The sequence below is a fragment of the Kitasatospora sp. NBC_01300 genome (assembly GCF_041435235.1).
GTDB lineage: Bacteria > Actinomycetota > Actinomycetes > Streptomycetales > Streptomycetaceae > Kitasatospora.
This window is the reverse complement of sequence record NZ_CP108408.1, coordinates 163274-189837: the sequence shown is the minus strand read 5'-3', so window position 1 is coordinate 189837 and position 26564 is coordinate 163274. Positions and strand designations below refer to the sequence as shown.

General features: G+C 73.7%; 31 protein-coding genes. 19 read left to right on the top strand and 12 right to left on the bottom strand.

Features of this window, described 5'->3' with window-relative positions; translation table 11 throughout:
- Nucleotides 1-5: 5 nt before the first annotated feature.
- Genes OG556_RS00990 through OG556_RS00980 form a run of 3 tightly spaced genes read right to left on the bottom strand, consistent with a single transcriptional unit; the run spans nt 6 to nt 1610 of the window.
- The gene (locus tag OG556_RS00990; RefSeq protein WP_371515362.1) at nt 6-854 is read right to left on the bottom strand and encodes a helix-turn-helix domain-containing protein; all 849 of its coding nucleotides are present in this window, start codon (nt 852-854) and stop codon (nt 6-8) included.
- 14 nt (nt 855-868) lie between these two features.
- Entirely contained in the window at nt 869-1384 is a 516-nt protein-coding gene (locus OG556_RS00985) for a DUF6879 family protein (RefSeq protein WP_371515361.1), read from the bottom strand.
- Complete coding sequence (locus OG556_RS00980) at nt 1356-1610, bottom strand: hypothetical protein (protein WP_371515360.1); 255 nt, start codon at nt 1608-1610, stop codon at nt 1356-1358. The genes OG556_RS00985 and OG556_RS00980 overlap by 29 nt, the downstream gene beginning before the upstream one ends.
- Before the next feature lie 228 nt (nt 1611-1838).
- On the opposite strand from OG556_RS00980, the gene OG556_RS00975 reads away from it, so the two are divergent.
- Together OG556_RS00975 and OG556_RS00970 are read left to right on the top strand one after the other, a co-directional pair.
- Nucleotides 1839-2000 (top strand): hypothetical protein, encoded by a 162-nt coding sequence (locus OG556_RS00975; RefSeq protein ID WP_350886069.1) that lies wholly within the window; start codon nt 1839-1841, stop codon nt 1998-2000.
- Nucleotides 2001-3194, top strand: a complete 1194-nt coding sequence (locus OG556_RS00970) for a methyltransferase domain-containing protein (protein WP_371515359.1) — start codon at nt 2001-2003, stop codon at nt 3192-3194. It begins immediately after the preceding gene.
- A gap of 189 nt (nt 3195-3383) precedes the next feature.
- On the opposite strand, the gene OG556_RS00965 is transcribed toward OG556_RS00970, so the two are convergent.
- Nucleotides 3384-4403: a phosphotransferase family protein gene (locus OG556_RS00965; protein WP_371515358.1), complete on the bottom strand. Its 1020-nt coding sequence runs from the start codon at nt 4401-4403 to the stop codon at nt 3384-3386.
- A gap of 267 nt (nt 4404-4670) precedes the next feature.
- Here OG556_RS00965 and OG556_RS00960 point away from each other — a divergent pair, with 267 nt between their 5' ends.
- Complete coding sequence (locus OG556_RS00960; protein ID WP_371515357.1) at nt 4671-5666, top strand: zinc-dependent alcohol dehydrogenase family protein; 996 nt, start codon at nt 4671-4673, stop codon at nt 5664-5666.
- A gap of 111 nt (nt 5667-5777) precedes the next feature.
- On the opposite strand, the gene OG556_RS00955 is transcribed toward OG556_RS00960, so the two are convergent.
- Nucleotides 5778-6125 (bottom strand): helix-turn-helix transcriptional regulator, encoded by a 348-nt coding sequence (locus tag OG556_RS00955; protein ID WP_350886075.1) that lies wholly within the window; start codon nt 6123-6125, stop codon nt 5778-5780.
- A gap of 270 nt (nt 6126-6395) precedes the next feature.
- On the bottom strand, nt 6396-7268 hold the full coding sequence (locus tag OG556_RS00950) for a BTAD domain-containing putative transcriptional regulator (RefSeq protein ID WP_371515356.1): 873 nt from the start codon (nt 7266-7268) through the stop codon (nt 6396-6398).
- Between the two features lie 598 nt (nt 7269-7866).
- Here OG556_RS00950 and OG556_RS00945 point away from each other — a divergent pair.
- The 14 genes from OG556_RS00945 to OG556_RS00880 all read left to right on the top strand — a co-directional run bounded on the left by OG556_RS00945 (nt 7867) and on the right by OG556_RS00880 (nt 20100).
- A complete protein-coding gene (locus tag OG556_RS00945) occupies nt 7867-9078 on the top strand; it encodes an aminotransferase class I/II-fold pyridoxal phosphate-dependent enzyme (protein ID WP_063352988.1) in 1212 nt (403 codons plus the stop codon).
- Between the two features lie 111 nt (nt 9079-9189).
- Nucleotides 9190-10428, top strand: a complete 1239-nt coding sequence (locus OG556_RS00940; RefSeq protein ID WP_371515355.1) for a beta-ketoacyl synthase — start codon at nt 9190-9192, stop codon at nt 10426-10428.
- Nucleotides 10425-11327 (top strand): MaoC family dehydratase, encoded by a 903-nt coding sequence (locus OG556_RS00935; protein ID WP_371515354.1) that lies wholly within the window; start codon nt 10425-10427, stop codon nt 11325-11327. Before OG556_RS00940 ends, OG556_RS00935 begins: the two co-directional genes overlap by 4 nt.
- A 7-nt stretch (nt 11328-11334) precedes the next feature.
- Nucleotides 11335-12870 carry an AMP-binding protein gene (locus OG556_RS00930; RefSeq protein WP_371515353.1) on the top strand — a complete coding sequence of 512 codons (1536 nt, stop codon included), beginning with the start codon at nt 11335-11337 and terminating at the stop codon, nt 12868-12870.
- A gap of 57 nt (nt 12871-12927) precedes the next feature.
- A complete protein-coding gene (locus OG556_RS00925) occupies nt 12928-13200 on the top strand; it encodes an acyl carrier protein (protein WP_371515352.1) in 273 nt (90 codons plus the stop codon).
- A gap of 3 nt (nt 13201-13203) precedes the next feature.
- The gene (locus OG556_RS00920; RefSeq protein ID WP_371515351.1) at nt 13204-14235 is read left to right on the top strand and encodes a hypothetical protein; all 1032 of its coding nucleotides are present in this window, start codon (nt 13204-13206) and stop codon (nt 14233-14235) included.
- Nucleotides 14228-15142, top strand: a complete 915-nt coding sequence (gene trpA, locus OG556_RS00915; protein ID WP_371515350.1) for a tryptophan synthase subunit alpha — start codon at nt 14228-14230, stop codon at nt 15140-15142. The genes OG556_RS00920 and trpA overlap by 8 nt, the downstream gene beginning before the upstream one ends.
- A gap of 19 nt (nt 15143-15161) precedes the next feature.
- Nucleotides 15162-15536, top strand: coding sequence for an ectoine synthase (locus OG556_RS00910; protein WP_371515349.1), 375 nt, complete (start codon nt 15162-15164; stop codon nt 15534-15536).
- 113 nt (nt 15537-15649) lie between these two features.
- Nucleotides 15650-16795 carry an acyl-CoA dehydrogenase family protein gene (locus tag OG556_RS00905; protein ID WP_371515348.1) on the top strand — a complete coding sequence of 382 codons (1146 nt, stop codon included), beginning with the start codon at nt 15650-15652 and terminating at the stop codon, nt 16793-16795.
- Nucleotides 16792-17517 carry an N-(5'-phosphoribosyl)anthranilate isomerase gene (locus tag OG556_RS00900; RefSeq protein ID WP_371515347.1) on the top strand — a complete coding sequence of 242 codons (726 nt, stop codon included), beginning with the start codon at nt 16792-16794 and terminating at the stop codon, nt 17515-17517. The genes OG556_RS00905 and OG556_RS00900 overlap by 4 nt, the downstream gene beginning before the upstream one ends.
- Nucleotides 17514-18272, top strand: a complete 759-nt coding sequence (locus OG556_RS00895; protein ID WP_371515346.1) for an indole-3-glycerol-phosphate synthase — start codon at nt 17514-17516, stop codon at nt 18270-18272. Before OG556_RS00900 ends, OG556_RS00895 begins: the two co-directional genes overlap by 4 nt.
- On the top strand, nt 18269-19201 hold the full coding sequence (locus tag OG556_RS00890; RefSeq protein WP_371515345.1) for an alpha/beta hydrolase: 933 nt from the start codon (nt 18269-18271) through the stop codon (nt 19199-19201). Before OG556_RS00895 ends, OG556_RS00890 begins: the two co-directional genes overlap by 4 nt.
- A gap of 75 nt (nt 19202-19276) precedes the next feature.
- Complete coding sequence (locus OG556_RS00885; RefSeq protein WP_363377619.1) at nt 19277-19750, top strand: hypothetical protein; 474 nt, start codon at nt 19277-19279, stop codon at nt 19748-19750.
- A complete protein-coding gene (locus OG556_RS00880; RefSeq protein WP_371515344.1) occupies nt 19747-20100 on the top strand; it encodes a hypothetical protein in 354 nt (117 codons plus the stop codon). Before OG556_RS00885 ends, OG556_RS00880 begins: the two co-directional genes overlap by 4 nt.
- Before the next feature lie 434 nt (nt 20101-20534).
- Here the strand turns inward: OG556_RS00880 and OG556_RS00875 are convergent, their stop codons facing one another.
- The 3 genes from OG556_RS00875 to OG556_RS00865 form a co-directional block, all read right to left on the bottom strand.
- Nucleotides 20535-22034 (bottom strand): pentapeptide repeat-containing protein, encoded by a 1500-nt coding sequence (locus OG556_RS00875; protein WP_371515343.1) that lies wholly within the window; start codon nt 22032-22034, stop codon nt 20535-20537.
- 181 nt (nt 22035-22215) lie between these two features.
- Nucleotides 22216-22422, bottom strand: coding sequence for a DUF397 domain-containing protein (locus OG556_RS00870; protein WP_371515342.1), 207 nt, complete (start codon nt 22420-22422; stop codon nt 22216-22218).
- Nucleotides 22407-23249 carry a helix-turn-helix transcriptional regulator gene (locus OG556_RS00865; protein WP_371515341.1) on the bottom strand — a complete coding sequence of 281 codons (843 nt, stop codon included), beginning with the start codon at nt 23247-23249 and terminating at the stop codon, nt 22407-22409. The genes OG556_RS00870 and OG556_RS00865 overlap by 16 nt, the downstream gene beginning before the upstream one ends.
- A 115-nt stretch (nt 23250-23364) precedes the next feature.
- Between OG556_RS00865 and OG556_RS00860 the strand changes: the two genes are divergently transcribed.
- Both OG556_RS00860 and OG556_RS00855 read left to right on the top strand, forming a co-directional pair.
- A complete protein-coding gene (locus tag OG556_RS00860) occupies nt 23365-23562 on the top strand; it encodes a hypothetical protein (protein WP_371515340.1) in 198 nt (65 codons plus the stop codon).
- A gap of 97 nt (nt 23563-23659) precedes the next feature.
- Nucleotides 23660-24127: an NUDIX domain-containing protein gene (locus OG556_RS00855; protein WP_371515339.1), complete on the top strand. Its 468-nt coding sequence runs from the start codon at nt 23660-23662 to the stop codon at nt 24125-24127.
- An 18-nt stretch (nt 24128-24145) separates the two neighbouring features.
- Here OG556_RS00855 and OG556_RS00850 read toward each other — a convergent pair whose 3' ends face one another.
- The 3 genes from OG556_RS00850 to OG556_RS00840 form a co-directional block, all read right to left on the bottom strand.
- Nucleotides 24146-25054 carry an aminoglycoside phosphotransferase family protein gene (locus OG556_RS00850; RefSeq protein ID WP_371515338.1) on the bottom strand — a complete coding sequence of 303 codons (909 nt, stop codon included), beginning with the start codon at nt 25052-25054 and terminating at the stop codon, nt 24146-24148.
- 103 nt (nt 25055-25157) lie between these two features.
- Nucleotides 25158-25871: a DUF6875 domain-containing protein gene (locus OG556_RS00845; RefSeq protein ID WP_371515337.1), complete on the bottom strand. Its 714-nt coding sequence runs from the start codon at nt 25869-25871 to the stop codon at nt 25158-25160.
- Entirely contained in the window at nt 25868-26533 is a 666-nt protein-coding gene (locus tag OG556_RS00840) for a hypothetical protein (protein WP_371515336.1), read from the bottom strand. The genes OG556_RS00845 and OG556_RS00840 overlap by 4 nt, the downstream gene beginning before the upstream one ends.
- Between the last annotated feature and the right edge of the window lie 31 nt (nt 26534-26564).

The window sequence follows — 26564 nt, the reverse complement described above, 5'->3', positions numbered from 1 at the left end:
CCGTATCAGTCCAGGCAGGCCAAGGCGCCCGCCACGAGCGAGCGCGCTGCCGCGCCCCGCACCGCCCCCTGCGAGAGGCGGTCGAAGGCCCGGGCGTACAGACAGACCTGGCCGGGCTGGGTGAGAGTGGAGGCGGCGTCCAGCGTGTCCGCGTGGACTCTGGCGTCGTCGAAGATCGTGAAGGTCGGCATGGGCCACACATCCCGTTGCGCCGCGAACGGGACGATGCCCAGGGCGACGTTCGGAAGATCCATGGCTGCGAGCAGGTGGCCGAGCTGCGCGGCCATGGCCTCGGCGCTGCACACGCGGTACCGCAGCACGGACTCCTCCAGGACGAAGGAGAACCGGCGTGCGCCGTTGTTCAGTACCGCGTTGCGCTTCATGCGGGCCGCCACGGCATCACTCACGTCGTTCGGGATTCCCCGGAAGTCCGCGATGGACGCCAGCAGGGCGGCGGCGTATCCAGGTGTTTGGAGGAACCCGGGGATCACGTCGGAGACGTAGGTCCGGAAGACCTTGGTCTGCCGGTACAGGTCCCCGGTGGACTCCTGCAGGCGGCGGAGCCCGCTTCGCTGGAGCCGCCTCCACTGCACGTGGGCGTCGGTGGACTGTCGGTTGGCGGCGATCAGGTCGGGGATCTGATCGTCGGCGTCACAGGCCCGGCACCACGCCCTGATGTCCGCATCGGAGGGAGGCGTCCTGGCGTTCTCGATCCGGGACGACTTCGATTCCGACCAGCCGCACCTGATGGCCAGCTCCCGCCCGCTGATCTCTGCCTCCTTGCGGATCTCGCGCAGCCGGCCGGCCAGGGCTTCGCGGGCCTGCTGGACGCTCGCAGAGGGGTGCGCGGGCACGGAGCCGGCCTTCGTCAGATTCCGTACAGGTGGTGCGGGACCGCTCGCTCCCAGACCGCTTCGAACGCGGTGGCGCACAGCTCGACGGTCTGCGGGTCCTCGGTGATCTCGTCCTCGACCACCGCGCCGTCGCCGGAGAAGTGGTGCACCCGGAGCAGCGCGCCGTCGAACAGCCAGAAGTCGTTGCCCGGCAGGGGGATGTCCGTGGCCCGTCGCCGGGGCAGCCAGCGGACCTCCTCACCCGCCGTGACGTTGGCGTGGGTGACGTAGTGCTCCCACCGGATGTACGCGGACACGGGCTCGGAGACGACCCGGGCCCGGCGTACGACCACACCCCGGGCCACCGTGTCCGTGATCAGCTGGTCGTAGGGATGCCACCAGGACGCGCGGTCCTGCCAGTCGATCCGCTCGCCGCGCCGCCACGCCTCGAACCGCTCGGTCGGGGCATAGGAGTCCCGCAGTTCCAGATGGACGGCGGAGCGCCGGCACCGCCCGAGCAGCTCAGCGAAGTCGGGCACGCTCGACGGCATCACAGGCCTCCCTGATCATGGGCACCATCCGGGCCGGAATCCTGACGATGGTCTCACTGTCGGGTACCGGACCGTTCGCGGGGCTGCTCGCCTCGCACTGCGCCTGAGTCTCGGGGCTCGCCTTCCACCCCTGCAACAGGATCTCCTGAGTCTGCGGGTCCACCCACACGGTGGGGCAGTGGTCCCGGTCGGTGTCGGGGTCGATGCCAACGAACTCCACGGCCATGGCCGGCTCCCTGGTCCAGGTGCTTTCTCGGGCTTGCACAAGCTTTGCCGAGCAGCGGACACGACGTCAATGCGGCTACCTGGAAGGGTGATTGACGTGCAAGCCCGTGCAAGTTCGTAGAGCTCGGCGCCTTCCCGTCCGTAGCGTGGCCTGTGCCGGTCACAGCAGACGGCGCAGGAAGCATCCGGGTCGAGCACGGAGCCCGGGACGACGTGAAGGAGTCCGGCCATGGGTTGGGGAACCGGCAAGGGCGGGAGCAGCGGCGGCGGATCGGGCCGCAACGACGGTGGACAGGGCAAGCACGCGGGGAACAAGGACCCGGGCAAGTCGGCCCCGAGCCCCGACACGCAGGGCAGCAAGGGCGACAACAAGCACGGCAAGGGGAAGTAATTGCCTGAGCACGGGAGTCAGCCGGAGCAGGTCGCCGTTCGCGGCCTGCTCTCGGCCGTCGGCAAGGAGCTCGGCCGCGACGTGGCCCCGGAATGGGCGGCAGCCGCCGAAGCGGCGCCCCGGTCCTGGTTCCTCGCCGACCGGGTGTGGCTGGACGACGGGCACGGCGGCTACACGCCGTGCGACCGCGAATCCGATCCGGATGGCTGGAACAAGGCCGCCTACGCCGACGTGCCGGTCGTCACGCAGGTCAACGACGGGAAGGACCCGGACGCAGACCCATGGCCGTCGTCCTCGGCATCGGCACCGTCCATCGTGTTCCGCATGCTCGAAATGCTCGATCTGCGGGAGGGCATGACCGTGCTGGAGATCGGCACCGGCACGGGGCTGACGGCCGCCTACCTGAGCCACCGGCTCGGCTCGTCGAACGTCGTCTCCATCGAGGTGGACGCGCAGGTCGCGACGCGAGCCCGGACCAGTCTGGCGAACGCCGGTTTCAGCCCCGAAGTGGTCTGCGGCGACGGCACCCGAGGGTGGGGCCTGCGGGCCCCGTACGACCGTGTCTCGGTGACCTGCGCCCTGCAAGGCGTCCCCGAGGCGCTGGTCCGCCAGACCAGGCCCGGCGGGCTGATCCTCACGCCGTGGGACAACCCGTGGGTCTGCTGGGGCCTGCTGAGGCTGTCGGTCGCCGAGGACGGCAGCGCCGAGGGCCGTTTCAGCCCCTACAGCGCGTTCATGCTCGCGCGGAACCAGCGAACGGACCTGCGGATCTATCGGGACGTGGTCCGAGACGAGCACGTGCCGGACGAGTCGCACACCGAGCTGCCCGCGCACGGGATCGCGGAAGACCGGTGGGACCTCGCGTTCACCATCGGCGTGCACCTCGGCAACGTCTGGACGGCGTGGGACGACGACCCCGACGTGGACGGCGTCGCCCGCCGGCTCTGGCTCGCCACCACCGACGCCACCTCGTGGGCGGCCGTCGACCGGGCGGACGACGGGTCGAGCGGCTACACCGTGTGGCAGTACGGCAAGCGGCGGCTGTGGAACGAGGTGGCACAGGCGCACGCCTGGTGGATTGACCACGGCGAACCCGGGCCAGAGCGGTTCGGGCTGACCGTGACGCCCCAGGGCGAGCACCGGTACTGGCTCGACAGCCCGGGCAACGCCGTCCGTTCCGAGGGCGATCGCTAAGGCCCTGTCGGCGCACCCCGGCGACACCGAGGCCGCCCTCGCCGCCTACGGGCGGGCCATGTTCCCCCGCAACGGCGACGACACGCCCCAGGCCCTGATCGCCGCCTTCCTCGACGGCGGGCCGGCCACCTGAACCGCCCGCCGGGGAGCCGGGGAGCCGGGGAGCGAACGGCGAACGGCGGGCGGGGCTCAGGCGTGCCGGTCGAGCAGTGCCTCCAGGTAGTCCTCCAGGCGCCGGCCCAGCAGGGTCGGCGTCAGGTCGTCGCGCCCCAGCTCCCGCCACGGCACGGCGACCTTCTCCGCGTCCGGCGCGAACGCCAGCGCGTCCAGCAGCCGCCAGTACAGGTGCGCGCCCCGGTCCTCCTCCAGCGTGCCGCCGGCCGCCAGGTAGCGGGCGGCGAAGTCCAGGCCGGTGTCCACGCCGTGCAGCAGGGCCAGGGCGGTGGAGCAGTGGGCCACGTCCAGGTCGGCCGGGCCCCAGGAGGTCTCCACCCAGTCCACGACCCCGCTGACGGCCAGCCCGGCGCCCTGCCCGGTGAACAGCACGTTGCCGGGGTGGAAGTCGCGGTGCAGGAAGCACGGCCGGTACGCGGGCGCCTCGCGGCGGATCACGTCCACCGCCCGCCGCCACACCCCGGGACGCGCCGTGGCCCCGGGCACCCGCACCCGCTCCGGGGACGTCCACGCCTCGAAGGCGCGGGGGCGATCGCCCGGCGCCACCACGAGGGCGTGCACGGCGGCCAGCTGACCGGCCAGCAGCTCCGCGCGGCGCTCCACGTCGCCGTCCTGCGCCACCCGCACGCCGCCCGGCAGCAGCGACATCACCAGCGACGGGTGGTCGCAGAACTCGCCCGCCGCGTCCAGGGCGTGCAGCCGCGCCGCCGGCACGCCGCCGGCCGCGAGCAGCCGCAGCACGCCGGCCTCACGGGTCAGCAGGGCGGGCGCGTGGCGCAGGTAGAACGGCTTGACGAACGAACGCAGCACCAGCCTGTACCCGCCCGCCTCCGCACCTCCCTCCGGGCCGACGTCCAGGCGCCGCATCCGCGAGGTCCAGCCGCCGCGCAGGCCCGTCACCGACCGCACCCGGTGGCCCGCGGGCAGTCCCTGCTCCACCCACCGCAGCGTGGCGGCCCAGGCCCGGCCCGAGGGCCCGTACGGCCCGTGCGGCGGTTCCTGCGGCGGCTCGTGCGGCGGTGCGAAGGCGTCCATCCGCCGAAGGATACGAACACCGCCCGCCCGCCGCCGCGCCGGGTCCCCGCCCGCCCCCGCAGCCCACGTAGCCCCGCATCTGACGCGAGGTCAACTCACCGGCAACGCCCGCCGACCGCCCACTATTCCGAGACCGGTCGAAGTTTGACAGTTTCCCGCGCACCGGGTTACGTAAGTGGCCGCACCGCACACCGCACCACACGCCGTACCGCACGCCGTACCGCACGCCGCACCGCCACCGGCCCGCCGCAGCAGGGGAGTTACACCATGTCCAGGACCGTCGTCTTCGACCGCACCGGAGGACCGGAGGTCCTGACCGTGCGAGCCGCCCCCGTACCCGTGCCCGGCCCCGGCGAACTGCTCATCCGCGTCACCGCGATCGGCCTCAACCGCGCCGAGGCCCTCTTCCGCGCCGGCACCTACCTCGACGAGCCCAGGTTGCCCGCCACCCCCGGCTACGAGGCCGCCGGCACCGTGGAAGCCCTCGGCGAGGGCGTCACCGGCTTCGCCGCCGGCGACCGGGTCGACACCGTCCCCGCCTTCTCCCAGAACGACTACGGCGTCTACCGCACCCACGCCCTCGTGCCCGCCCGCGCCGTCGTCCACCACCCGGCCGGCCTCACCGACGTCCAGGGCACGGCCGTGTGGATGCCCTACCTGACCGCCTACGGCGCCTTCGCCGAGGACGGCCACCTGCGCCCCGGCGACCACGTCCTGCTCACCGCCGCCGCCTCCGGCACCGGCCTGGCCGCCATCCGCACCGCCCGCCGCCTGGGCGCCGTCCCCATCGCCACCACCCGCACCCGCGCCAAGAAGCAGCAACTCCTGGACGCCGGCGCCGCCGACGTCGTCATCACCGGCGAGGAGGACCTGGTGGCCCGCGTGGACGCCATCACCGCCGGGGCCGGCGTGCGCACCGTCTTCGACCCCGTCGCCGGCCCCGGCGTCCTCACCCTCGCCCGCACCCTCGCCCCCGGCGGCCGCCTGATCGTCTACGGCCGCCTCGACCCCCGCGACACCCCCCTGCCCGGCCAGGACACCTTCGCCCCCGTCACCAGCCGCTTCTACTCGATGCACGAGGTGACCCGCGACGACGAACGGCTGCGCCGCGCACAGGCCTTCGTCACCGCCGGGCTCGCGGACGGCTCCTTCACCCCCGCCGTCGACCGGGTCTTCGAGGGCCTCGACGAGATCGCCGAGGCCCACCGCTACCTGGAGGCCGGCACCCAGGTCGGCAAGATCGTCCTCACCGTCCGGAACTGACCCCGCCAGGACCGACCCCGCCAGGACCGACCCCACCGGAGCCGACCCCACCGGAGCCGGCCCCGCCAGGACCGGCCACGGCCGGCCCGCTCGCCCGGAGCGGGCCGGCCGTCAGGGCGCCGTGCGGGCCTCGGCGTCGGCGGCGGCCACCACCGCCGACAGCAGGCCCGGGAAGCGGCCCTCCAGCTCCTCGGCGCGCAGCGAGTTCATCTTGGTGGTGCCCACGTAGTACTGGTGCAGCAGTCCGGCCTGGCGCAGCACGTTGAAGTGGTGCGTCGAGGTGGAGCGGGAGACCGGAAGGTCAAAGGAGCCGCAGCTGAGCGCGGCGCCCGCGTGGGCCAGCCGGCGCACCACCGATCTGCGGGCAGGGTCCGCGAGTGCCTCCAACACCTGCTGGACGCTGAGGTCCTCCACACCAGGGTGCACGATCACCCGCGCCGCCACGCGTGCCCGTCCCACACCCACCACCCCTTCCCAACGCTCGACCCCCGTCCCGGTTCGGTAAAAGCCGCGCGGCGTGCGCGACTTCGCGCCTCGACGCTACTACGAGCGCGCCGTGCGCCACGCCCACCGCAACACCTCCGCAACACGCGCGCGCCCGCCCCGGCGCGCCCGCGACCCCCGCGCCCCCGCCCGCCCCCGTGCGCGCACGCGGGCGGGCGGCCCCCAACGCCGGGGGGCCGCCCGCCACGACGACAAGCCGTCAGGCCGCGCGCACCGACAGCCCCGTCAGGCCGCGCGCACCGGCGGCCCGGCCGGACGCGCCAGCCGGGCCAGGGCCAGCGGCTCGAAGATCCCCATCAGCACCGGGTCCACCGGCCGCACCGCCGCCGCGGCGGGCGCGACCGGGGCGGGGGAGCGCAGCAGCGCCAGGTAGAGCTCCTGCGTCTCGGCGGCCGGGTCGATGCCCAGCTCCTCCGCCAGCACCTGGCGCAGCTGCTGGTAACAGCGCAGCGCCTCGGCCCGGTTGCCGGCCGCGGCCAGCGCCTCCATCCGGCAGCGGTAGGCGCTCTCACGGAACGGGGCGCGGCGCACCGCCTCGTCGGCCCAGCGCAGCGCGTGGTGCTCCTCGCCCAGCGCCGACGCCGACAGGCTCGCCGTCTCCAGCGCGGACATCCGCAACTCCTCCACGTGCTCGCGCACCCCGCCCGCCCACTCGCCCTCGTGGTCGGGCAGGAACGCGCCGCGCAGATTGGCGATCGCCCCCGCGGCCAACTGCTGCGCCACCGCGTAGGAGCGGGCCGCGTACGCCTCCCCGGCCTCCCCGACCGCGCTGGCGGCGGCCTCCAGGTCCACCGCCGCGTCCGCGGGCAGCCGCAGGACGTAGCGCCCGCCCTGGGCGATCAGCGGGGTGGCGCCCGGGCCCTGGCCGGGGGAGGCGACGAACGCCCGCACCCGCGAGACCACGCTGCGCAGCGCGGAGGCCCACGTGTCGGGCAGCCCGTCGGGCCAGATGGTGTCGGCCAGCTGGTCGCGGCTGGTGCCGGCGGAGCGCTCCAGGACCAGGCGGGCGAACGCCACCTGGGCCTGGGCGCTGGACAGGTGCTGCGGGGCGCCGTGGTCGTGCTCGATCGTCACGAGTCCTGTCAGGCGGATCAGCATGAGAATTCCCCCGATCTGCCGGACGGACTGTCTTCCCGGAAGCCGTTCAACGTGCTCCAACCCCCTTGAGCCAAAGCGGAGCCGACGGCCCGTGACGCCGGGCCGACGGCGTGGGAAACCTGGACCGGAAATGCCGCCGACCAGCCGTTCGGTTTCGGCGGATTTCGACCATACATTCGGCGCATCACACGGTGTCAACACTGGTCGACAAAACATACCCACCAGCCGGTCCATGCGTCGTGGACGCAGGGTTTCTGCACGTCAGAGCGTTACCGCAGGCCGGGAACACGGCTATTGCGGACGCCTTGCGCATCCTGCCGTAGAAATGTAGTCATCCTTGAGCACCCCGCGTGAAGGCTTCGAGAAACACCACCCCACCCCCTGCGCCGGGCACCACCCGTAAAAGCCCCGGGACTATCCCGGGAGGAAACCCCAGCACCACCACCCGCCCCCGCGCCGGGAAATACCGAAAACAATCCTGAACAAGCCGACGACGAACCGCCGAACAGCCGACGGACAACCGGCGGCAAACCGACGGCAAACCGCACGGCAAAACCGCCGCGCGCCCGCCGCGCCCCGCCGAGAAGGAGACCCGCACGTGAACGCCACCGGAGCATGGGACCGCCTGGAGCCGAAGCTCGCCGCCACCCTGGACCGCGTGGCCGCGCTGGAGTCCGACCCCTCACGCCGCAACAGCTTCGTCGCCTACACCATGGAACGCGACAGCGCCTACTGCGACCTGGACGGCGAGCGCCTGCTCATGATGTCCGGCTACAGCTACCTGGGCCTGGCCGGAGACGAACGCGTCGTGGCCGCCGCCAAGGCCGCCGTCGACGTCTACGGCACCGGCAACCACGGCGTGCGCGCCCTGGCCGGCACCATCCCGCTGCACGAGGAACTGGAAGCCGAGGTCGCCCGCTTCGCCCGCCGCGAACGCGCCCAGGTCTTCGGCTCCGGCTACGCCGCCAACGTCGGCACCGTCGGCGCCCTGGTCGGCCAGGGCGACACCGTCCTGATCGACAAGTACGACCACGCCAGCATCGTCGACGGCTGCCGCCTCTCCGGCGCCACCGTCACCCGCTTCCGCCACAACGACGTCGACCACCTGGAACGCCGCCTCAAGGCCGCCTCCCCGACCGGCGTGCGCCTGGTCATCGTCGACAGCGTCTACTCCATGGACGGCGACATCGCCCCGCTGCCCGAACTGCGCGCGGTCTGCGACGCCCACGACGCCCTCCTGATGGTCGACGAGGCCCACGCCCTGGGCGTCATCGGAGAGACCGGCGGCGGCATCGAGGAGCACTTCGGCTACCGCCACCGCGTCGACATCAAACTCGGCACCCTCTCCAAGGCCATCCCCTCCATGGGCGGCTGGGTCGCCGGCAGCCACGAACTGATCGGCCACCTGCGCTACGCCGCCCGCCCGTTCCTGTTCTCCGCCGCCCTCGGCCCCGCCCAGACCGGCGCCGCCCTGGAGTCCCTGCGGATCCTGCGCCGCGAACCCGAGCGCGTCACCCACATCCAGGTCCAGGCCGAGCGCCTGCGCCGGCGCCTCAACGACGCCGGCATCTCCACCATGGACTCCGCCACCGCCGTCCTGCCCGTCATCGCCGGCTCCGACGACGCCGCCTACGACTACGCCACCGCCTGCCGCAAGGCCGGCGTCATCGGCCTGCCCGTCGTCACCCCCGCCGTGCCCAACGACCTGGCCCGGCTGCGGATCGCCGTCACCGCCCGCCACACCGCCGCCGACATCGACTTCGCCGCCGACGCCTTCCTGACCGCCGCCGCCCAGACCGGCCTCATCTGACCCAGCCGGCCCCCGCCCCCGCGCCGGCCACACCCCGGCCAGGCCCCGGCACCCGCCGGCCGCACCCCGGCCCGCCCGCGCCGGCCCCCAACGCCCGGAAAGGACAAGACCATGGCAGCCCGCCCCACCCGGCCCCCCATCGCCGTCACCGGCCTGGGCGTCGTCAGCCCCGCCGGCCACACCCCGGACGCGTTCTGGCACACCGTCAGCACCGGCACCCCCACCGCCACCGCCCTCACCGACCCCGCCCTGGCCCGCCACCGGGTCCGCCTGGGCTGCCGCGTCACCGACCTGCCCGCCAACGGCCCCGTCCCCGCCAAGGACGCCCGCCGCCTCGACCCCTTCGCCCACTACGGCACCCTCGCCGCCCTCGCCGCCCACCAGGACGCCGGCGCCCCCGAACCCGACCCCGGCCGCACCGCCATCGTCGTCGGCAACGCGGTCGGCGGCCGCACCACCAGCGACCGCGAATCCGCCCTCTTCACCACCGCCGGACCCCTGCGCGTCAGCCCCCTGATGCCCCTGGTCACCATGCCCAACGCCGCCGCCGCCCAGATCGCCATGCGCCTGGCCTGGACCGGCCCCGCCCTGACCATCGCCACCACCTGCGCCTCCAGCGCCGACGCCATCGGCCACGCCGCCCTCCTCCTGGAAACCGGCCGCGCCGACATCGTCATCGCCGGCGGCTGCGAAGCCACCCTCACCCCCGTCACCCTCGCCGCGTTCGGCAACCTCGGCGCCCACTCCCAGCGCAACGACGACCCCACCCGCGCCAGCCGCCCCTTCGACACCGACCGCGACGGCTTCGTCATGGGCGAAGGCGCCGGCTTCCTCGTCCTCGAACGCCTCGCCGACGCCCGCGCCCGCCACCGCACCCCCTACGCCCTCCTCGCCGGCTACGGCTCCAGCGCCGACGCCTACCACCTCTCCAACCCCCGCCCCGACGGCGCCGGCGCCGTCACCGCCATGCGCGCCGCCCTCACCGACGCCGGCCTCACCCCCGCCGACATCGCCCACGTCAACGCCCACGGCACCTCCACCGTGCACAACGACCGCGCCGAAGCCGCCGCGCTGCGCACCGTCTTCGGCCCGCACGGCGTGCCCGTCACCTCCACCAAGGGCTCCATCGGCCACCTCATCGGCGCCGCCGGCGCCGTCGAGCTGATCGCCGCCGTGCAGGCCATGAACAGCCGCCTCGCCCCTCCCACCGCCAACCACGAGCACACCGAACAGGGCCTGGACCTCGACGTCGTCCACGGCACCGCCCGCCCCATCCGCGCGGGCGCGGCCCTGTCCAACTCGTTCGGCTTCGGCGGCCACAACTCGACCCTGGTGGTGACCCCGCTATGACCACGACACCCGCGACCACACCCGCAACCGCGACCACACCCGCGACCACACCGGCGACCGCGACCGGGCCCGCGACCACGCCCGCCCACCGCACCGCCCGCACCAGCACCACCGTGACCGCCGACGCCCTGGCCGCCTACCGCACCGCCGCCCGCACCGGCCTGCCCCCCGCCCCGGACGCAGCCGCCGCCCCCGCCCACCCCTTCGTCCTCGCCCACACCCTCGCCCAGCACACCGTCACCACCCTGACCACGGGCGATCCCGGCTTCACCGGCGTGGTCCACCTCGCCCAGGAGATCCACACCCACCACCTCCTCACCGCCGGCACCCACGTCGACATCGACGTCACCGTCACCGCCGCCCGCCGCGAAGCCCGCGGCACCCGCCTGGCCCTCACCACCCACCTCACCGACGGCACCCGCACCCTGGCCCGCCTCACCACCTCCGCCCTGCTGGTCGGCGCCACCACCATCGAACCCTTCGGCACCCTCACCCCCGCCGCCCACCCCGGCACCACCCCCGACACCGAACCCCTCACCCTCACCCACACCCTCACCCCCGCCGACGTCACCGCCTACGCCCACGCCGCCGGCGACCTCAACCCCCTGCACCTCGACGACGCCGCCGCCCGCGCCGCCGGATTCCCCGCCGCCATCGCCCACGGCATGCACCTGGTCGCCCTCGCCACCGAGGAGATCACCGACCGCCACGCCGACGGCGACCCCACCCGCCTCACCGCCCTGGGCGCCCGCTTCGCCGCCCCCACCACCCCCGGCACCCCGCTGCGCCTGACCCTGCAGCCCTACGACCGGGGCACGGTGGTGCGCTTCACCGTCGCCACCCAGGACGGCACCGCCGTCAAGGCCGGCTGGGCCGCCCTCACCCCGGCGGGGGAGTGAGACCCCGATGACCACACCCGCCGAACCCACCGCACCCGCCGCGCCCTCCACACCCGCCGTGCAGGCCCCGCCGCCGCTGTCGCTGCCCGACGCGTTCACCGCCCACGCCCGCACCCGGCCCGACGCCGTCGCCCTCCTGTGGCACGAACGCGCCGTCACCTACCGCGAACTCGCCGAAACCGCCGAACGCGAACGGCTGCGCCTGCACACACTGGACCTCGCCCCCGGCGAGCCGGTGGGCCTGCCCGCCGCCAAGTCCCCCGAGCAGATCGCCCTCGTCCTGGCCTGCCTGATCGAGCGCCGCCCCTTCCTGCTGCCCTCCCCGCAGCTGGCCCCCGCCCTGCTCGCGGCCCTGTTCGCCCAGGCCGGCGCCCGCCACCTGCTCGCCCCCCTCGGCCAGGACACCCCCGCCCTGCCCACCCTGGCCCGCCCCGCCCCCGTGCCCACCCTCGCCGCCGGCACCTCCTTCCTGCTCACCACCTCCGGCTCCACCGACCTGCCCAAGATCGTCCCCCTCGCCCAGGCCGCCGTCGACCGCTTCACCGCCTGGGCCCACGACACCTTCGACCTCGGACCCGGCCGCGTCGTCGCCAACTACGCCCCCCTCAACTTCGACCTGTGCCTGCTCGACGTGTGGGCCACCCTCGCCGCCGGCGGCACCGTCCTGCTCATCGACCCCGCCCACGCGCTCAACGCCCGCCACCTGCTCGCCCAGCTCACCCGCCACCGCCCGCACGTCCTCCAGGCCGTCCCCCTCGCCTACGCCCTCCTCGCCCAGGCCGCCGCCCAGACGGCAGGCACCGCGGTGCTGGACAGCGTCGAGCACGCCGCGTTCACCGGCGACGCCATCGACGCCCGCACCCTGGCCGCACTGCCCGCCCTGCTGCCCGGCGCCGCGCTCTACAACATCTACGGCTGCACCGAGACCAACGACAGCTTCCTGCACCGCCTGGACCGCCTGGACGCCACCGCCGCCCTGCCGGTGCCCATCGGCACCCCCCTGCCCGGCGTGCGCACCCTCCTCGCCGCCCCCGACGGCACCCCCGTCACCGGCCCCGGCCGCGGCGAACTGTACGTCTCCACACCCTTCCAGGCCGCCGGCTACCTGGACCGCTCCCGCGACGCCGGCCGCTTCACCACCCAGCCCGAGGGCGCCGGCCCCGGACGGCGCTGGTTCCGCACCGGCGACCTGGCCGTCCGCGACGAACACGGACGCCTGCACCTGACCGGACGCGCCGACTTCCAGGTCAAGGTCCGCGGCGTCGCCGTCAACACCGCCGAGGTCGAACGCGTCCTGCTCGCCCACCCCGAGGTCCGCGAGGCCGCCGTCGCCGCCGCCCCGGACCCGCTGACCGGCAAACGCCTGCACGCCGCCGTCCAACGCGCCGCCGGCTCCGCCCTCAACAGCCTCACCCTGCGCGAGCACCTGGCCCGCAACCTGCCGCGCGCCGCCGTGCCCGAACGCCTCGCCATCCACGACGCCCCGCTGCAAAAGACCGCCACCGGCAAGGTCGACCGCAAGGCCGTCCTGCCCACCGCCTGACCGAACCACCCGACCCGAAACCACCAGAACCCCACACACCCAAGGGAGTTGCGAGCCATGAGCAACATCGCCCAGATCAAGCGGTTCCTCATCGAGGAGTTCCTGCCCGACGTCACCCCCGACCAACTCGCCGACGACCACGACCTGCTCTCCGACGGCGTCATCGACAGCCTGGGCGTCCTCAAGCTCATCGCCTGGGTCGAGGACCACTTCGCCCTGCCCGTCGACGACACCGACCTCGACCCCAACAACTTCCGCTCCGTCACCGCCATCGACGCCTTCATCACCCAGCGCCGCGCCGTCCCGGCCAGCGCCGTGGCAGGCGGCTGACCCGTGCACCCGGCCCTCACCGCCCTGCTCGCCGGGCACGACGTCGACCTGGACACCTGGCGCTCGTGGTGGGACCAGCTGGAGCAGCGCACCCCGGGCCCGGCCCGCGACAGCGACCGGGCCCAGGCCGCGGCCCTGCTGGCCGCCCTCACCACCCGCCTGCCCGCCCCCGACACCCTCGCCGCCTTCACCACCTCCCTGACCGAACGCAGCCCCCACCCCGGCCCCGCCCACCCCGCCAGCGTCAACATCGTCGGCACCGGCGGCGGCCCGGCCACCTTCAACCTCTCCACCGCCGCCGCCCTGACCGCCGCCGCCATGGGCGTACCCGTCGTCAAGACCGGCTCCCGCGCCTACACCAGCAGCGCCGGCTCCATCGACCTGCTGGAACGCCTGGGCATCACCCTCACCTCCTCCCACACCGCCACCGCCGACCACCTCGCCCGCCACGGCATCGCCTTCGCCGGCCCCCACGTCTACCCGCCCGCCCTCACCCGCCTGGCCCGCCTCCTGTTCCCGCTCACCCTCAAACCCTTCGGCCGCCTCCTCAACACCCTCGGCCCCCTGCTCGCCACCGTGCCCGTCACCGCCCAGCTCACCGGCGCCGGCGCCGCCACCGACCTGCCCGCCCTGCGCCACCTCGCCCCCCGCACCCCCGGACGCGCCGTGTGGCTGGCCACCAACACCGCCGGCGCCGACGAACTCCTGCCCTTCGCCGACAACACCCTGCACACCCCCGACACCACCATCCACCTGCCCGCCGGCTCCATCGCCCCCGCCGACGGCACCCTGGCCGACCTCGCCCCCCACCCCGAGGACCTCACCGGCCACTTCCTGCAAGCCCTCGCCGGCCGCGCCGGCCCCACCGCCACCCACACCATCGCCCTCAACGCCGCCGCCCTCGCCCTCGCCTCGGGCCGCCACACCCACTGGCACACCGCCCACACCGCCGCCCTGGACGCCCTGGCCGACGGCGCCCCCCGCGCCCTGGCCACCCGCCTGCGCACCGACCACAAGGCCCCCGCCCATGCCTGACACCACGTTCTTCGCCGCCCGCGCCGACGGCCGCCCGCACCTGGCCCTGTTCCTCAACGCCGGAGACCCGCCCGCCCGCCTCACCGACCTGGCCCTCGTCCTGGAGGAGGAAGGCGTCGACGTCCTCGAACTCGCCGTCCCCTTCCCCAACTCGCCCACCGACGGCCCCGTCATCCGCCGCTCCGCCGACCGGGCCCTGGCCGCCGGCACCACCCTGGACACCGTCCTGGACGAACTCGCCACCCTGCGGCCCCAGTTGAAGAACCTGAAGATCGCGCTGCTCGCCGACTGGAGCCACAGCCTGCGCGCCGCCGACCCCGCCACCTGCGCCCGCGCCATCGCCCGGGCCGGCGCCGACGCCCTGCTCGTCCACGCCCTGCCGCCCCGCCTGCGCCCCGCCTGGCGCCAGGCCCTGCGCGAGGCGGACCTGCCGCAGGTCGCCACCTGCTACCCGACCTCCACCCCCGAGGTCCTCACCGCCGCCGCCCGCGACGCCCACGGCGCCTACGTCTACCTCGTCGCCCACTACGGCCGCTCCGGCACCACCCCCGCGGCAGGCCACCACACCCTGGCCGCCACCGTCGCCGCCCTGCGCGCCGCCGCCCCCGCCACCCCGGTCGCCATCGGCTTCGGCGTCAGATGCGCCGCCGACCTGGACGCGGTCGCCGCCGCCGGAGCCGACGCCGCGATCGTCGGCTCCGCCGCCGTCGCCCGCATCGAGACCGCCCTCACCGAGGGCCGCGACGCCGCCCAGGCGCTGCGCGCCCTCCTCCACGACCTCCGCCCGCCCGGGCCACCCCAGCCCGCCACGGCCGGACGCACCACCACCAGCACCACCAGCACCACCGCCGCACCGCGTACCACCACCACGCGCACCACCCCCCGCACCACCACCCCCGCCCACTGAAACGAAAGGCAGAACCAGCATGCTGATCCGCGACCTTGACGACGTCCAGACCGTCGAGTGGGGCAACGGCCTGTCCCGCCGCTTCCTGGTGGCCGGCGACAACCTCGGCTACAGCCTCACCGACACCATCGTCAACGCCGGCACCAAGTCCCGCCTGGAGTACCGCAACCACCTGGAGGCGTGCTACTGCATCGCCGGCTCCGGCGAGGTCATCGCCATGGACGGCACCTCCCACCCCATCACCCCCGGCCGCCTCTACGCCCTCGACCAGCACGACGCCCACTACCTGGTCGCCAGCCCCCACGAGGACCTGCGCCTGGTCTGCGTCTTCTCCCCGGCCCTGCGCGGCGACGAGGTCCACCAGCTCGACGCCGCCTCCTCCTCCGCCTACTAGGCCCCCTCTCCGCCCACCAGGCGAAGACCCCCTTCGAGTCACGCGCCGGCGCCCCGCGCGCCGGCCTGCCACCCCGGGCCCGCACGCGGGCCCGGGAGGAAGGCGGCACGTCCATGATCCGCTGGAACGCCGACCAGCACGCCCTGCGCGAGGGCCTGGCCCGCTTCGGCGACGACCTGAGCGCCGGCCACATCGAAGGCGACGAACAGGCCGCCTTCTCCCACGACAAGTGGCGCCTCGTCCAGAAGACCGGAATCCTGTCCCTGCCCTTCGAGGAACGCTACGGCGGGCTGGGCCAGTCCCTGCTCACCACCATGTACGTCCTGGAGGGCCTGGGCCAGACCTGCCGCGACGGCGGCCTCAACTTCTCCATCACCACCTCCCTCGCCTCCACCGGCGTCCCCCTCCAGGCCTTCGGCTCACCCGCCCTCAAAGAGGCCTACCTGCCGCGCATCGCCTCCGGCGAAGCCATCGGCGCCCACGCCATCACCGAGTCCGAAGGCGGCTCGGACGCCATGCAGATGCGCACCCGCGCGATCCGCGACGGCGACCACTTCGTCCTCAACGGCGCCAAGACCTTCGTCAGCAACGGCCCCGTCGCCGACGTCATCGTCGTCTACGCCCGCACCCACCCCCAGGGCGGGGCGCTCGGCGTCACCGCGTTCCTCCTGGACCGCGACATGCCCGGCATCAGCACCGGAAACCCCATCAAGAAGATGGGCCTGCGCACCTCGCCGCTGTCCGAGGTCTACCTCGACGACGTCACGGTGCCCGCCTCCCGGGTCCTGGGCCGCGTCGGCGGCGGCTTCCTCGTCCTGGACCACGTCATGAAACGCGAGATCCTCTACTCCTTCATCGTCAACACCGGCGAGATGCAGCACCGCCTGGCCCGCTGCCTCGACTACGCCAAGACCCGCATGTCCTTCGGCAAGCCCATCGGCTCCTACCAGTCGGTCGCCAACAAGATCGTCGACACCAAGATCCGCCTGGAGACCGCCCGCAAGTGGCTCTACGACACGGCCCAGCGCCTGGAGGCCGGCGAGAACGTCACCGTCGACATGGCGATCGCCAAACTCCTCACCAGCGAATCCAACCTCGCCACCTCGCTGGCCGCCGTCCAGGTCTTCGGCGGCAACGGCTACATGTCCGAGTACGGGCTGGAGAAGGACGTGCGCAACGCCGTCGCCGGCACCATCTACTCCGGCAGCAACGAGATCCAGTACAACCGCATCGCCGCCATGCTCGGACTCGGCAAGTGAGCGCCCCCGCCCCGCCCCGCCCGCTGCCGCCCACGCGGCCCCGCCACCTCAAGGTGTGCGGGGCCCGCACCCGCGCCGACCTCACCCTCCTCGCCGAATCCGGCCCCACCCTGGTGGGCCTGTGGCACGGCGTGCCCGGCGGCCCCGCCGAACTCTCCGAACAGCACCTCGCCCACCTCGCCGCCACCGCCATCCGCCTGGGCCTGGAACCCGTCCTGGTCACCTTCCTCGACGACGCCGACCGCCTCGCCCGCCTCGCCCGCGCCACCGGCATCCGCTGGATCCAGCTCCACGCCTACCAGAGCCCCGCCCTCGTCACCGAACTGCGCCACCGCCTGCCCTACGCCGTCCTCGTCAAAGTCCTCCACCTCTCCCGCGGCCGCTGCCTGGAACGCCCCTTCATCGGCGCCTTCGAACGCGCCGGCTGCGACCTGTTCCTGCTGGACACCGTCACCGACGACGGCCGCGTCGGCTCCACCGGCCACCCCCTGGCCCCCGCCGACGTCCACACCCTGCTGCCCCGCCTCACCATCCCCTTCCTCCTCGCCGGCGGCCTGAACGCCGCCAACCGCGACACCTACCGCACCGTCACCGACCACCCCCTGTACGCCGGCGCCGACATCGACACCGCCGCCCGCAACCGGGCCGGCGACTTCACCCACGAAGCCGTCACCGCCCTCGCCCACGCCTGGCACCCCCGCCCCAAGGAGGCGTACGTATGAGCGCCCCGCGGTTCCTCGACGCCCTGCTGGCCGCCGACCGCCCCCTGATCATGGAAGTCAAACTCCGCGACCCGCACGGCACCGACCTGCTGGGCCCGCGCACCGTCACCGACCTCGTCACCCGCTACGAACAGGCCGGCGCGCCCTGCCTGTCCGTGGTCACCGGCCGCTGGTTCGGCGGCACCCCCCGCCTGCTGCGCGAGGTCACCGCCGCCACCGACCTGCCCGTCCTGCAGAAGGACTTCCTCACCCGCCCCGCCCAACTGGAGGCCGCCGCCGCCCTCGGCGCCTCCGCCGTCCTGCTCACCGCCGCCCTGCTGCCCGCCACCTCCCTGCACCGCCTGGTCACCACCGCCCTCGCCCTGGGCCTGACCCCGTTCGTCGAGATCACCGGCGAACACGAACTCGCCCACCTGCCCCAGCCCGAACACTGCGTCATCGCCGTCAACAACAAGGACATCCGCACCCGCGAACGCGACCGCGGCGACCTCGGACGCAGCCTGCGCCTGCTGCCCGCCCTGCACGCCACCGGCACCCGCGCCCCCGTCTCCGCCTCCGCCATCACCGAACCCGCCGACGCCGCCCGCCTCCTGGACGCCGGCTACGCCGGACTGCTCATCGGCACCACCCTGATGCGCCAGAGCGACCTCACCGGCTGGCTCGCCGACCTCGACACCGCCCGCGCCGGAGCCACCGCCCGCGCCGGGGCCGCTGTCCGCACCGGGGCCACCGCCCGCGCCGGGGCCGCCGTATGAGCTTCCGTCCGAACCCGCGGCCCAACCCCCGCCTCGCCACCCGCTCCCTGGTCCTGGACGCCGGCGGCATCCCCGTCTCCGCCCTCGTCGCCGAACCCCAGGACCGCGCCCCCAAAGCCGTCCTCCTCGCCATCCACGGCCGCGGCATGCGCGCCGCCTACTTCGCCGGCCCCGCCCACCCCGACACCAGCCTGCTCACCCTGGCCGCCGACCTCGGCTACACCGTCCTGGCCCTGGACCGCCCCGGCCACGGCGCCTCCGCCCACCGCCTGCCCGACGGCCAGCTCATCGCCGACCAGGCCGCCACCCTGCACGCCGCCCTCACCGACTACGCCCGCGCCCACCCCGTCGGCGCCGGCGTCCAGCTCCTCGCCCACTCCTTCGGCGGCAAGATCGCCCTCCACCTCGCCGCCCACTGGCCCGCCGACCCCCGCCTGCCCCTGCTCGGCGCCGACATCTCCGGCCTCGCCCAGCACTACGCCCCCGGCGCGTGGGACCGGCCCGACGACCTCGCCGGCGGCGGCCGCCTCAACTGGGGCCCCCTCGGCCTCTACCCGCCCGGCACCTTCCACGCCGCCCGCACCCTGCTCACCCCCGTCCCCGCCCTCGAATCCCGCGAACTGGCCACCTGGCCCGCCCGCTACAGCGCCCTGGCCGCCCGCGTGCGCGTGCCGGTGCGCCTCACCCTCGCCGACCACGAGGCCTGGTGGCGCCTGGAGCCCTCCCACCGCACCGCCCTCACCGCCGCGTTCCCCCCGGGCCTGGCCCACCTCGTCACCGCCCACCGCGCCGGCCACAACCTCTCCCTGGGCCACGCCGCCCGCCCCTACCACCTGCGGGCCCTCGCCTTCACCGACGAATGCCTCACCCGCCCCCGGCCCCAGCCCGCCGCAGCCGCCCCCGAACCGCTCCTGGCCGCCGCCGGCTGACCGCAGGGCGGGCGATCACCCGCCCTGCGGGCGATCACCCGCCCTGCGGGCGACATCCGAGCTACTGTGGATGTCATGACTGCGGCCTACGAGGACGTGCCCTTCAGCGAACTCCTGCACCACCCCGCCGCGACCGCGCGCCGGCTGGACGCCGTCCGCGCGCTACGACTGCGGCGGCGCGACGCGGGGGACCTGGCCCTGATGCGCGTCGAGCAGATGGAACGCGACGCCTCCGTCGTGGACTTCACCTCGCGACTGCTGGCGGCGCTGGTACGGACCGGGAACACCGCCGCCCTGCGCCAGGCGCTGCCCGAGGCCCTGCCGTGGAGCACGTTCCTGCCCGCCGAGGACATCGACACCCTGCTCGGCGAGCTCGTGGACACCGCCCGCGGCGCGGTGGCCCTGGACAACCTCGCCCCCATCGCGCTGCTGCTCACCCAGTGGCGCCACAGCGCCGAGGTCCACGCCGACCCCGCCCTGCTCGCCCTGATCACCCGCGAGCCCGACGGCGACCTCGGGCCGGCCGCCATGCCCGAGGCCGCCGAGTGAGCCCCAAGCGCGGCGACCGCGCCGCGCCGCCCCCGAGCGGCGACGAGTACGACCTGCGCTTCGCCACCACCGAGGCCGCCGACGGCTGGGAACACCTGGCCCGTCAGGCAGCGGGAAACCTGCGCCGCGCCTTCGAGAGGATCCGCGCCACCCCCCGCGCCGCCGACCGCCCCGACCGCCAGCACCGTCTCAAGGGCAAGCTCGGCACCGGTGTCTTCAAGGGCCAGGAACTGGAACGCTGGCAGTACGAGGTCACCGGCGCCGGACGCATCTGGTACCTGCTGGACGATGCCGGCCGAACCGCGTGGATCACCTACGCCGGCACCGGGCACCCCAAGGCCACGGACTGACCACCGGCCACATCCCCGGCCGCGCGAGCCACTGCGCCATCGCCCGCGCCCATCGGTACGCCGCCAGGGCGCGTGAAGCGTATTGCCTTGGCGCCACGATGGCCTGACGTCTCGCCATGGAACAGTGGATCGTCATCGATCGTCTCCGTGGTGAACCTGACCGCCAACGGCACCTGCTGATCCGGCCGCCGTTGCGCTGCGGACGGCTGCATGAGAAGTCGGAGGGGCCGACTTCTCATGCAGGGTGGGACGACGCGACCGCGACCACCTGTGCAACAGCCGCCCCGGCCATGGCCGGCCTGGAAGGGAGACGTACCCGCCGGCGGCTGGTCGTCCCTGAACAGCGGCAGCGTCTCCAAGATCAGCCGGGTCTGACAGCAGGCCCCGGCGATCAAGCCGCCGGCCTGGTGCCGATCGACGGCCGACGGACCGACTCAGACAGTCACCTCGGCTGACCGTGCCCGAACCCGTCGGAGGGTCTCGTCGGCGCTTCTGCGCCAGGCCCAGCCGTCGGTGAGGGCGGCGCCGGCGGTGCGGCATTCGCCGTGGAACGTGGCGTATCCGCCGCCGCCCGGCAGCATGAAGTGCACCTTGAACGCGCTTCGCTCCAAGTTGGTGGTCCCGTGGAACTGCGTGCCCATGAAGTCCGCACGCGCGAACCGGCAGTCGCTGAGGTCGAAGTCGATCAGGGTGGCGGCGGAAAGGCCGAGATCGACTCCGTCCCAGAACCGTTCGCGCGGCGGGGAATCCGGCGCCGCCCCGGGGTCGTGAGGGCGGAGGTGGTCGGTGAGGATCTGCTGCGCGGTCCGCCGCAGCCTCAGTTCGGCCACCTGCTCCGCGGTGAGCGCGGCTTCATCGTCGGCCTCGAACGCCAGCGGCGCCCTCAGGAATCCGCAGACCGCGTCGACGATTTTGGCCCGCTGGTCGGCGCGGGCCTGGCCGAGCGCGTCGAGCACGTGCAGTCCGGACAGCCGCACCGCCGGGTCGGCGTCGGCGAGCTGGTGGGCGTAGGGCGCCACGGACTCGTCCGTCACCAGCCGGCCCGGCCCGTTGTCCCCGGGGCGCAGCACCCAGCCGAAGGGCCATTGCTGAGGGCTGAACGAGCCTTCCGCGTCGTCGGACTCCGAAGCGTCGTCTTCCTCGGCGACGGTGTCCGCGGTCGCGCCGGTGAGATCCACACTCGGCTGGTCGAGATGGACCTGATCGCCGAACCAGGCGTCGCCGAACTCCGCATCCGCCCCGAACCGTGCCTTCCAGAACCAGGCCGGACCGTGGAATCGCGCGCCGCGGAAGGACACCCGATCCCGGAAGCAGGTGCCGTCGCTGCCCTCGTACCAGGTCTGGTACTCCTCCTGAAGCACGGCGCTCGGCCAGCCGGGGTCGGCCTCGTTCGGCTCGCGCCAGGGGATCTGCACGCCGAACGGGTCCGGCTTGCCAGAGGGCAGATCGCCGTCCTCGTCGAACTCTTCGAATCGGGGGTCGTCCTCCTGGACGGACTCCTCACCACGACCGAACCAGGCCATATTGTCGAACCGGGCGCCGGCGAAGCCGGCCGGGGAGCGGAACCGCGCCAGCCCGAAGTGGGCGTCTGCGCCGAACCTGACGTCGGCGAACGACGCCTCGCCTTCGAACACGGCCCGCGCGAAGATCGCGTCGTCGCGGAAGTGAGCGCCGTCGAAGACGCAGCGGCCGCGGAAGTGGGCGTCCGCGAAGACAGCCGGGCCGAAGGAGCAGCCGCTGAAGTCGACGTCCGGCAAGACGGCGCCCTCCAGGGCGAAGGCGAGGTGGTCTCCGCCCCGCGCCAGCGCGACAAGAACCGCGACAGCACTGTCGACAGCTTCCACAACCGTGCCGCGCAGGTAACGGCACACGGCGTCGGCGGCAGGTTGGCGCAGCGCGGGATGTGCCCGGGCGAGTGTCTCAAGCTCCTGCAAGCCGGCGTGGTGCGCGTCGGCACCCGGTCCCGCCAAGCAGTCGGCTATCCGCTGAAACTCTCCGGAGGCGTCCGGCTCCCTCGGTGATCCCATGCCGCCAGACCCTAGCGCAGCACCGCGTTGACCCTTCGGGGGCTCATGCGGCTTTGAGTGGGGAGCCGTCGCAGGCCCAGCGGTAGGCCTAGTTGGTGCCGAATTCTCCTGCGCGGACGGCGGTGACGAAGGCCTGCCAGGCGGGGGTGGGGAAGAGGAGGACCGGGCCGTGGGGGTCCTTGGAGTCGCGGACGGGCTGCACGTGGGTGAAGCCGTCGGCGACTTCGATGCACGCGCCGCCGCCACCGCTGTGCGAACTCTTTCGCCAGCGGGCGCCAGTCAGTCCGACATCCATTCGAAGTTTCTCCTTGCAGAGCGGATCATGGCCAGCGAGTCGGCCCTGTTCGCGGCCTCGACTGCAAGCCGATCGTAGCTCTTGGCTAGACCCGCGACGGATTCGTTATCCCGGTCGAGGTAGCCACGCTGTTCATTCTCGGTGTAAGCGACCAATCTGCGCCCAGGCATGGTAAGGAGATGCACCATCCGGAGGAACGGCTGGTTCTCGCCCAAGGAGAAGGGCACTACCTGAACGACCACGTTCGGTTGGGTGGCCATGTGCTCAAGGTGGTTCATCTGCTCGATCATCACGTCTCGGCCGCCGACTACCCGCCTGAGGCAGCTTTCGTCCATCACCGCGTGGAGGAATGGTGGTGGCGTTCGGTCCAGGCACTGCTGGCGAGTTAGACGGAAGGCGACGCGTTCCTCGGCCTCTTGTGGCGTGGCGGTGTTCTGCCCGACCTTTCCCAGTTCGAACGCGGTGGCATAGCTGCGGGTCTGTAGGAGCCCGGGAATGATGTTGATCTCGAACAGCCGGATCTGCTCCGCGCCGTTTTCGTAGTTGGCGTACTCGGGGAAGCCCGGAACCAACGCCGTGTGCTTGTGCTGCCACCACATCAGCATCAGAGTCCCGCCGGTCTGCAGGACTTCGTCGGCCTTGGCGGCAAACTTCTCACTCGGCGGTCGGCGCGCAAGTTCAACGAACGAGACGTACGACGGGCTGACTCCGCACTTGCGCGCAAGCTGTTCCTGCTTGAGCCCCTTCATCATGCGTGACCTGCGGAGTTGGACGGCGAAGGGAGCCCAGGGGCTCGACTCGGGGTCAATTTCCTTGATGTTCACCATGGTTGCTCCAACTACACAAGTCTCCGAAGTCAAGTGCTTCGCCGCTTCCGATGCTAGGTGATGTCGGGTCACCATGTGCACAGAACGTGAAACATTGATTGCGGAGGGTTTCCTCATGGCCGATGCCCAAGTTCCCCGCCTCCACGGCTACGGCGTGCGCTGGGACACCGGGGCCCGCCTCTACCGGGTCCGCAACGAGCTCACCGGGGAGTGGCTGCGCCAACCGGACGGTGAGCTCGGCGGGTTCAGGTCCTTCTCCGAGGCCTGGAGCACCTGGCGCGTCTTCGAGGTCCACAAGCGGCCGGGGGAGTGAGCGCCTGACGCATGACGGCTGAACTCCTCGCCCGCCTCCTCTGGTTGGCGGGCTTCTCCCTCGTACTCCTCGCCGCCCTCAGAAGGTGAACCGCCCGATGCGTGACCCCCGCCTCCTCGCCAAGCCGCCCGTGTGCCGGCTCGGCTGCCTCGTCCTCGTCCGCAACCCGCGCGGCGACGTCCTCCTCGTGGACCCGGACTACATGGACGGCCTGATCCTGCCCGGCGGCGCCGCCCAGCCCAACGAGCCCCCGCACCTGGCCGCCGCCCGCAACCTGCACGCCGAGACCGGCCTCAACCTGCGCCTCGCCGACGTCCTCGCGGTCGACTTCACCCCCGCCGACCGCCACCTGGAACGCCTCAACCTCGTCTTCGACGGCGGCACCGTGCGCGACGACGTCCGCCTCACCGTCCCGCCGCAGCACAGGAGCGGCCTGTTCGGCGCCCGCTTCGTCCCCGTCCGCCGGCTCCCCGACGTCATGGCCCCCTCCCAATCCGCCCGTGTCAGCGAGGCGTTGGCGGGCCGTGCGCTGCCCGTCCTCCTCCACGGCCAGCGCGCGACCTGAGGACCGCGCCGCCCTGGTTCACCGCGCGCCGGAGGACCCCAGGATCGCGGACAGCCGCGCCAGGCATTCGTCGACGAAGCCGGGATAGGTGCCCCAGTAGTACGACAGCCCGCCGACCCCGACGCCGGCCGCCCACGCCCGGGCCCGCAGCCACGTCACGTCGTCGAGGCCGAGGGCGTCCCAGTACGCCTGGCGGGCCGGGGAGGGAAGGTCCCACACCGTGGCGTGCTCGGCGTCGGGAAAGCCGACCGACAGGCATCCGAAGTCGATGACCGCGTGCAGCCTGCCCTGCCGGACCAGCAGGTTGGAGGGTTTCAGGTCGCCGTGCAGCCACACCTGGCGCCCGGACGGCCCGGGCAGGTCGAGCGCGCTCTTCCACAGGTGCAGCAGGTGCTCGATGTCGAGGTCCAGGCCCGGGATCGTCCGGCACTTCTCGAAGCATGCGGTGATCGACTCGTCGCTGTCCCGCAGGTCGCCTCCGCGGTACCAGTCGAGCGCGCCGTGGCGGACGGCCCCCATGAGCGGAGCGGAGTGCAGGCCCTGGACGACCGCCGCCAGGTCGGCCCCGAAGGCGGGCCAGTCGGTGACCGACCCCGGGCCGGGCTCCTCGCCGTCGATCCAGCGGTACACCGACCAGGCGAGCGGGAACACGGCACTGGGCGTCCCGGCGTGCACCGGCTCCGGGACGCGGCACGGCAGGTGCGGCGCCAGCCGCGGCAGCCACGTCAACTCCTTCTGTACGGAGTGCGCGCTCTGCGCGGTGCGCGGCAGCCGCACGAGCAGGTCGTCGCCGAGCCGGTACATCGTGTTGTCCGTGCCCGAGCCGGCCGGCGCGATGGGCAGGTCGGCCCAGTGCGGCCGCTGCTCCCGGAGCAGGGAGCGGACGACGGCCTGGTCGGCGAAGACCTCGTTCTCGTGAAGCGTCACGGTGAGAGCCTTCACGCCGGGCCCCGCCGCCGCCAGTGGTTTTCCCGAGGGGTGCGCGCGGAGCCGGGCGCCGACCCGGCTCCGCGCGCAGGGGGGCCGCGGCTCAGGCGGCGGTCAGGCGGGCGGTCCTGCGGTGTTCCGTCATGCCGGAGACCAGCTGGTCGCGGATGCGGGCGGGGACCTGGGGGGCGAAGCGGGCCAGGTAGTGGGCCAGGTGGGCCTCGTCGGCGACGAGGAAGGGCAGGTCGAAGACGAGGAGCTTGCGCACCGCCAGCAGCGGCACGGGCGCGCGCAGCGGCCTGAAGGAGTGGTTCCACAGGCCCCCCTCCTCGCAGACGGGGTGGAACTGGCCGATCATCAGCCCCTGTTCGACGAACTCGTCCTTGGCCTTGCGCTGCGCCTCGTCCAGCGCGGTGGAGTCGGCCCGGTCCAGGCCCGGCAGCACCAGCAGCACGGTCAGCAGCTCCCGGTCCGACTCCTCCGTCAGGTCGGCCAGCAGCCGGTCGTACCAGGCGCGCAGCTCGCCGACCAGCGCGGGCAGGTCGCCGTCCGCGCCGGTGTCGGCGACGGCGATGTGGAACAGGCCGCGGCGCAGCGAGGGCTGGGTGTAGGGGCAGACGGGGCCGCTGCGCCCGAGGTCGGGGTGGGCGGTGGTGAGGAAGCGCCGGCTCCAGGCGAGGATCTCGGCGGCCTCGGGGTGGTGGTCGGCGGCGCCGGCGTCGATCTGCTCGGCGGAGTAGACGCGCAGCGCGGTGTCGATGCGCAGTGCGGTGCCGCTGTGCAGCGCGGTGTCGATGTCGAGGGTGTGGGTGGTCATCGGGGGCCCCGCCACACGGGGGTCAGGCGGGGGCCGCCGGCGGGCAGGGCGATGGCCTCGCCGAAGCGGGTGAAGCCGCCGGCGCCGCAGACCCGGGCGCCGCCGGGGGAGCTGGTCTCGGCGTAGGCGGCCTGGCCGTCGTGGTCGACGCGGGCCAGGAAGGCGCGCAGGAGGGCGGTGCCGGTGCCGGTGTGGCGGGCGTCGGGGTGGGCGCCGACGAACGCCAGGTAGTGGTGGGGGCGGTGGCGCGGGTGGCGGCGGGCCTGGAGACGGGTGATGGCGGCCAGGCGGCGGGCGGATTCGGGGTGGGCGTCGGCGTCGACGGCCGCGTCCAGGGCGCGGGCGGCCGCCTGGTCCTGGTGGCCGGGGTGCTCCCACACGCCGGGGGGCAGGAAGAGCAGCGCGCCGGCGGGGGCGTGGTCGTCGGGGTGCTGGGCGGTCAGGGCGCCCTGGTGGGCCAGGCACTGGTCGACGTGGACGCGGAAGAAGGCGGGCAGGACGCGGGCGCGGTGGGCGTCGTCGGGGAAGGCCCAGCGGGTGAGCGGGTCGTCGTGGAAGGCGGCGGCGAGCACCCGGGCGAGGGCGGGGGCCTCCTCGGGTCGGGCGGGGCGGACCGCGGGGGCCGCGAGGGCGGCGCCCGGCGGGACGGTGGCGGTGGTCAACGGACACTCCTCGGCAGACAGGCGGCGGGCG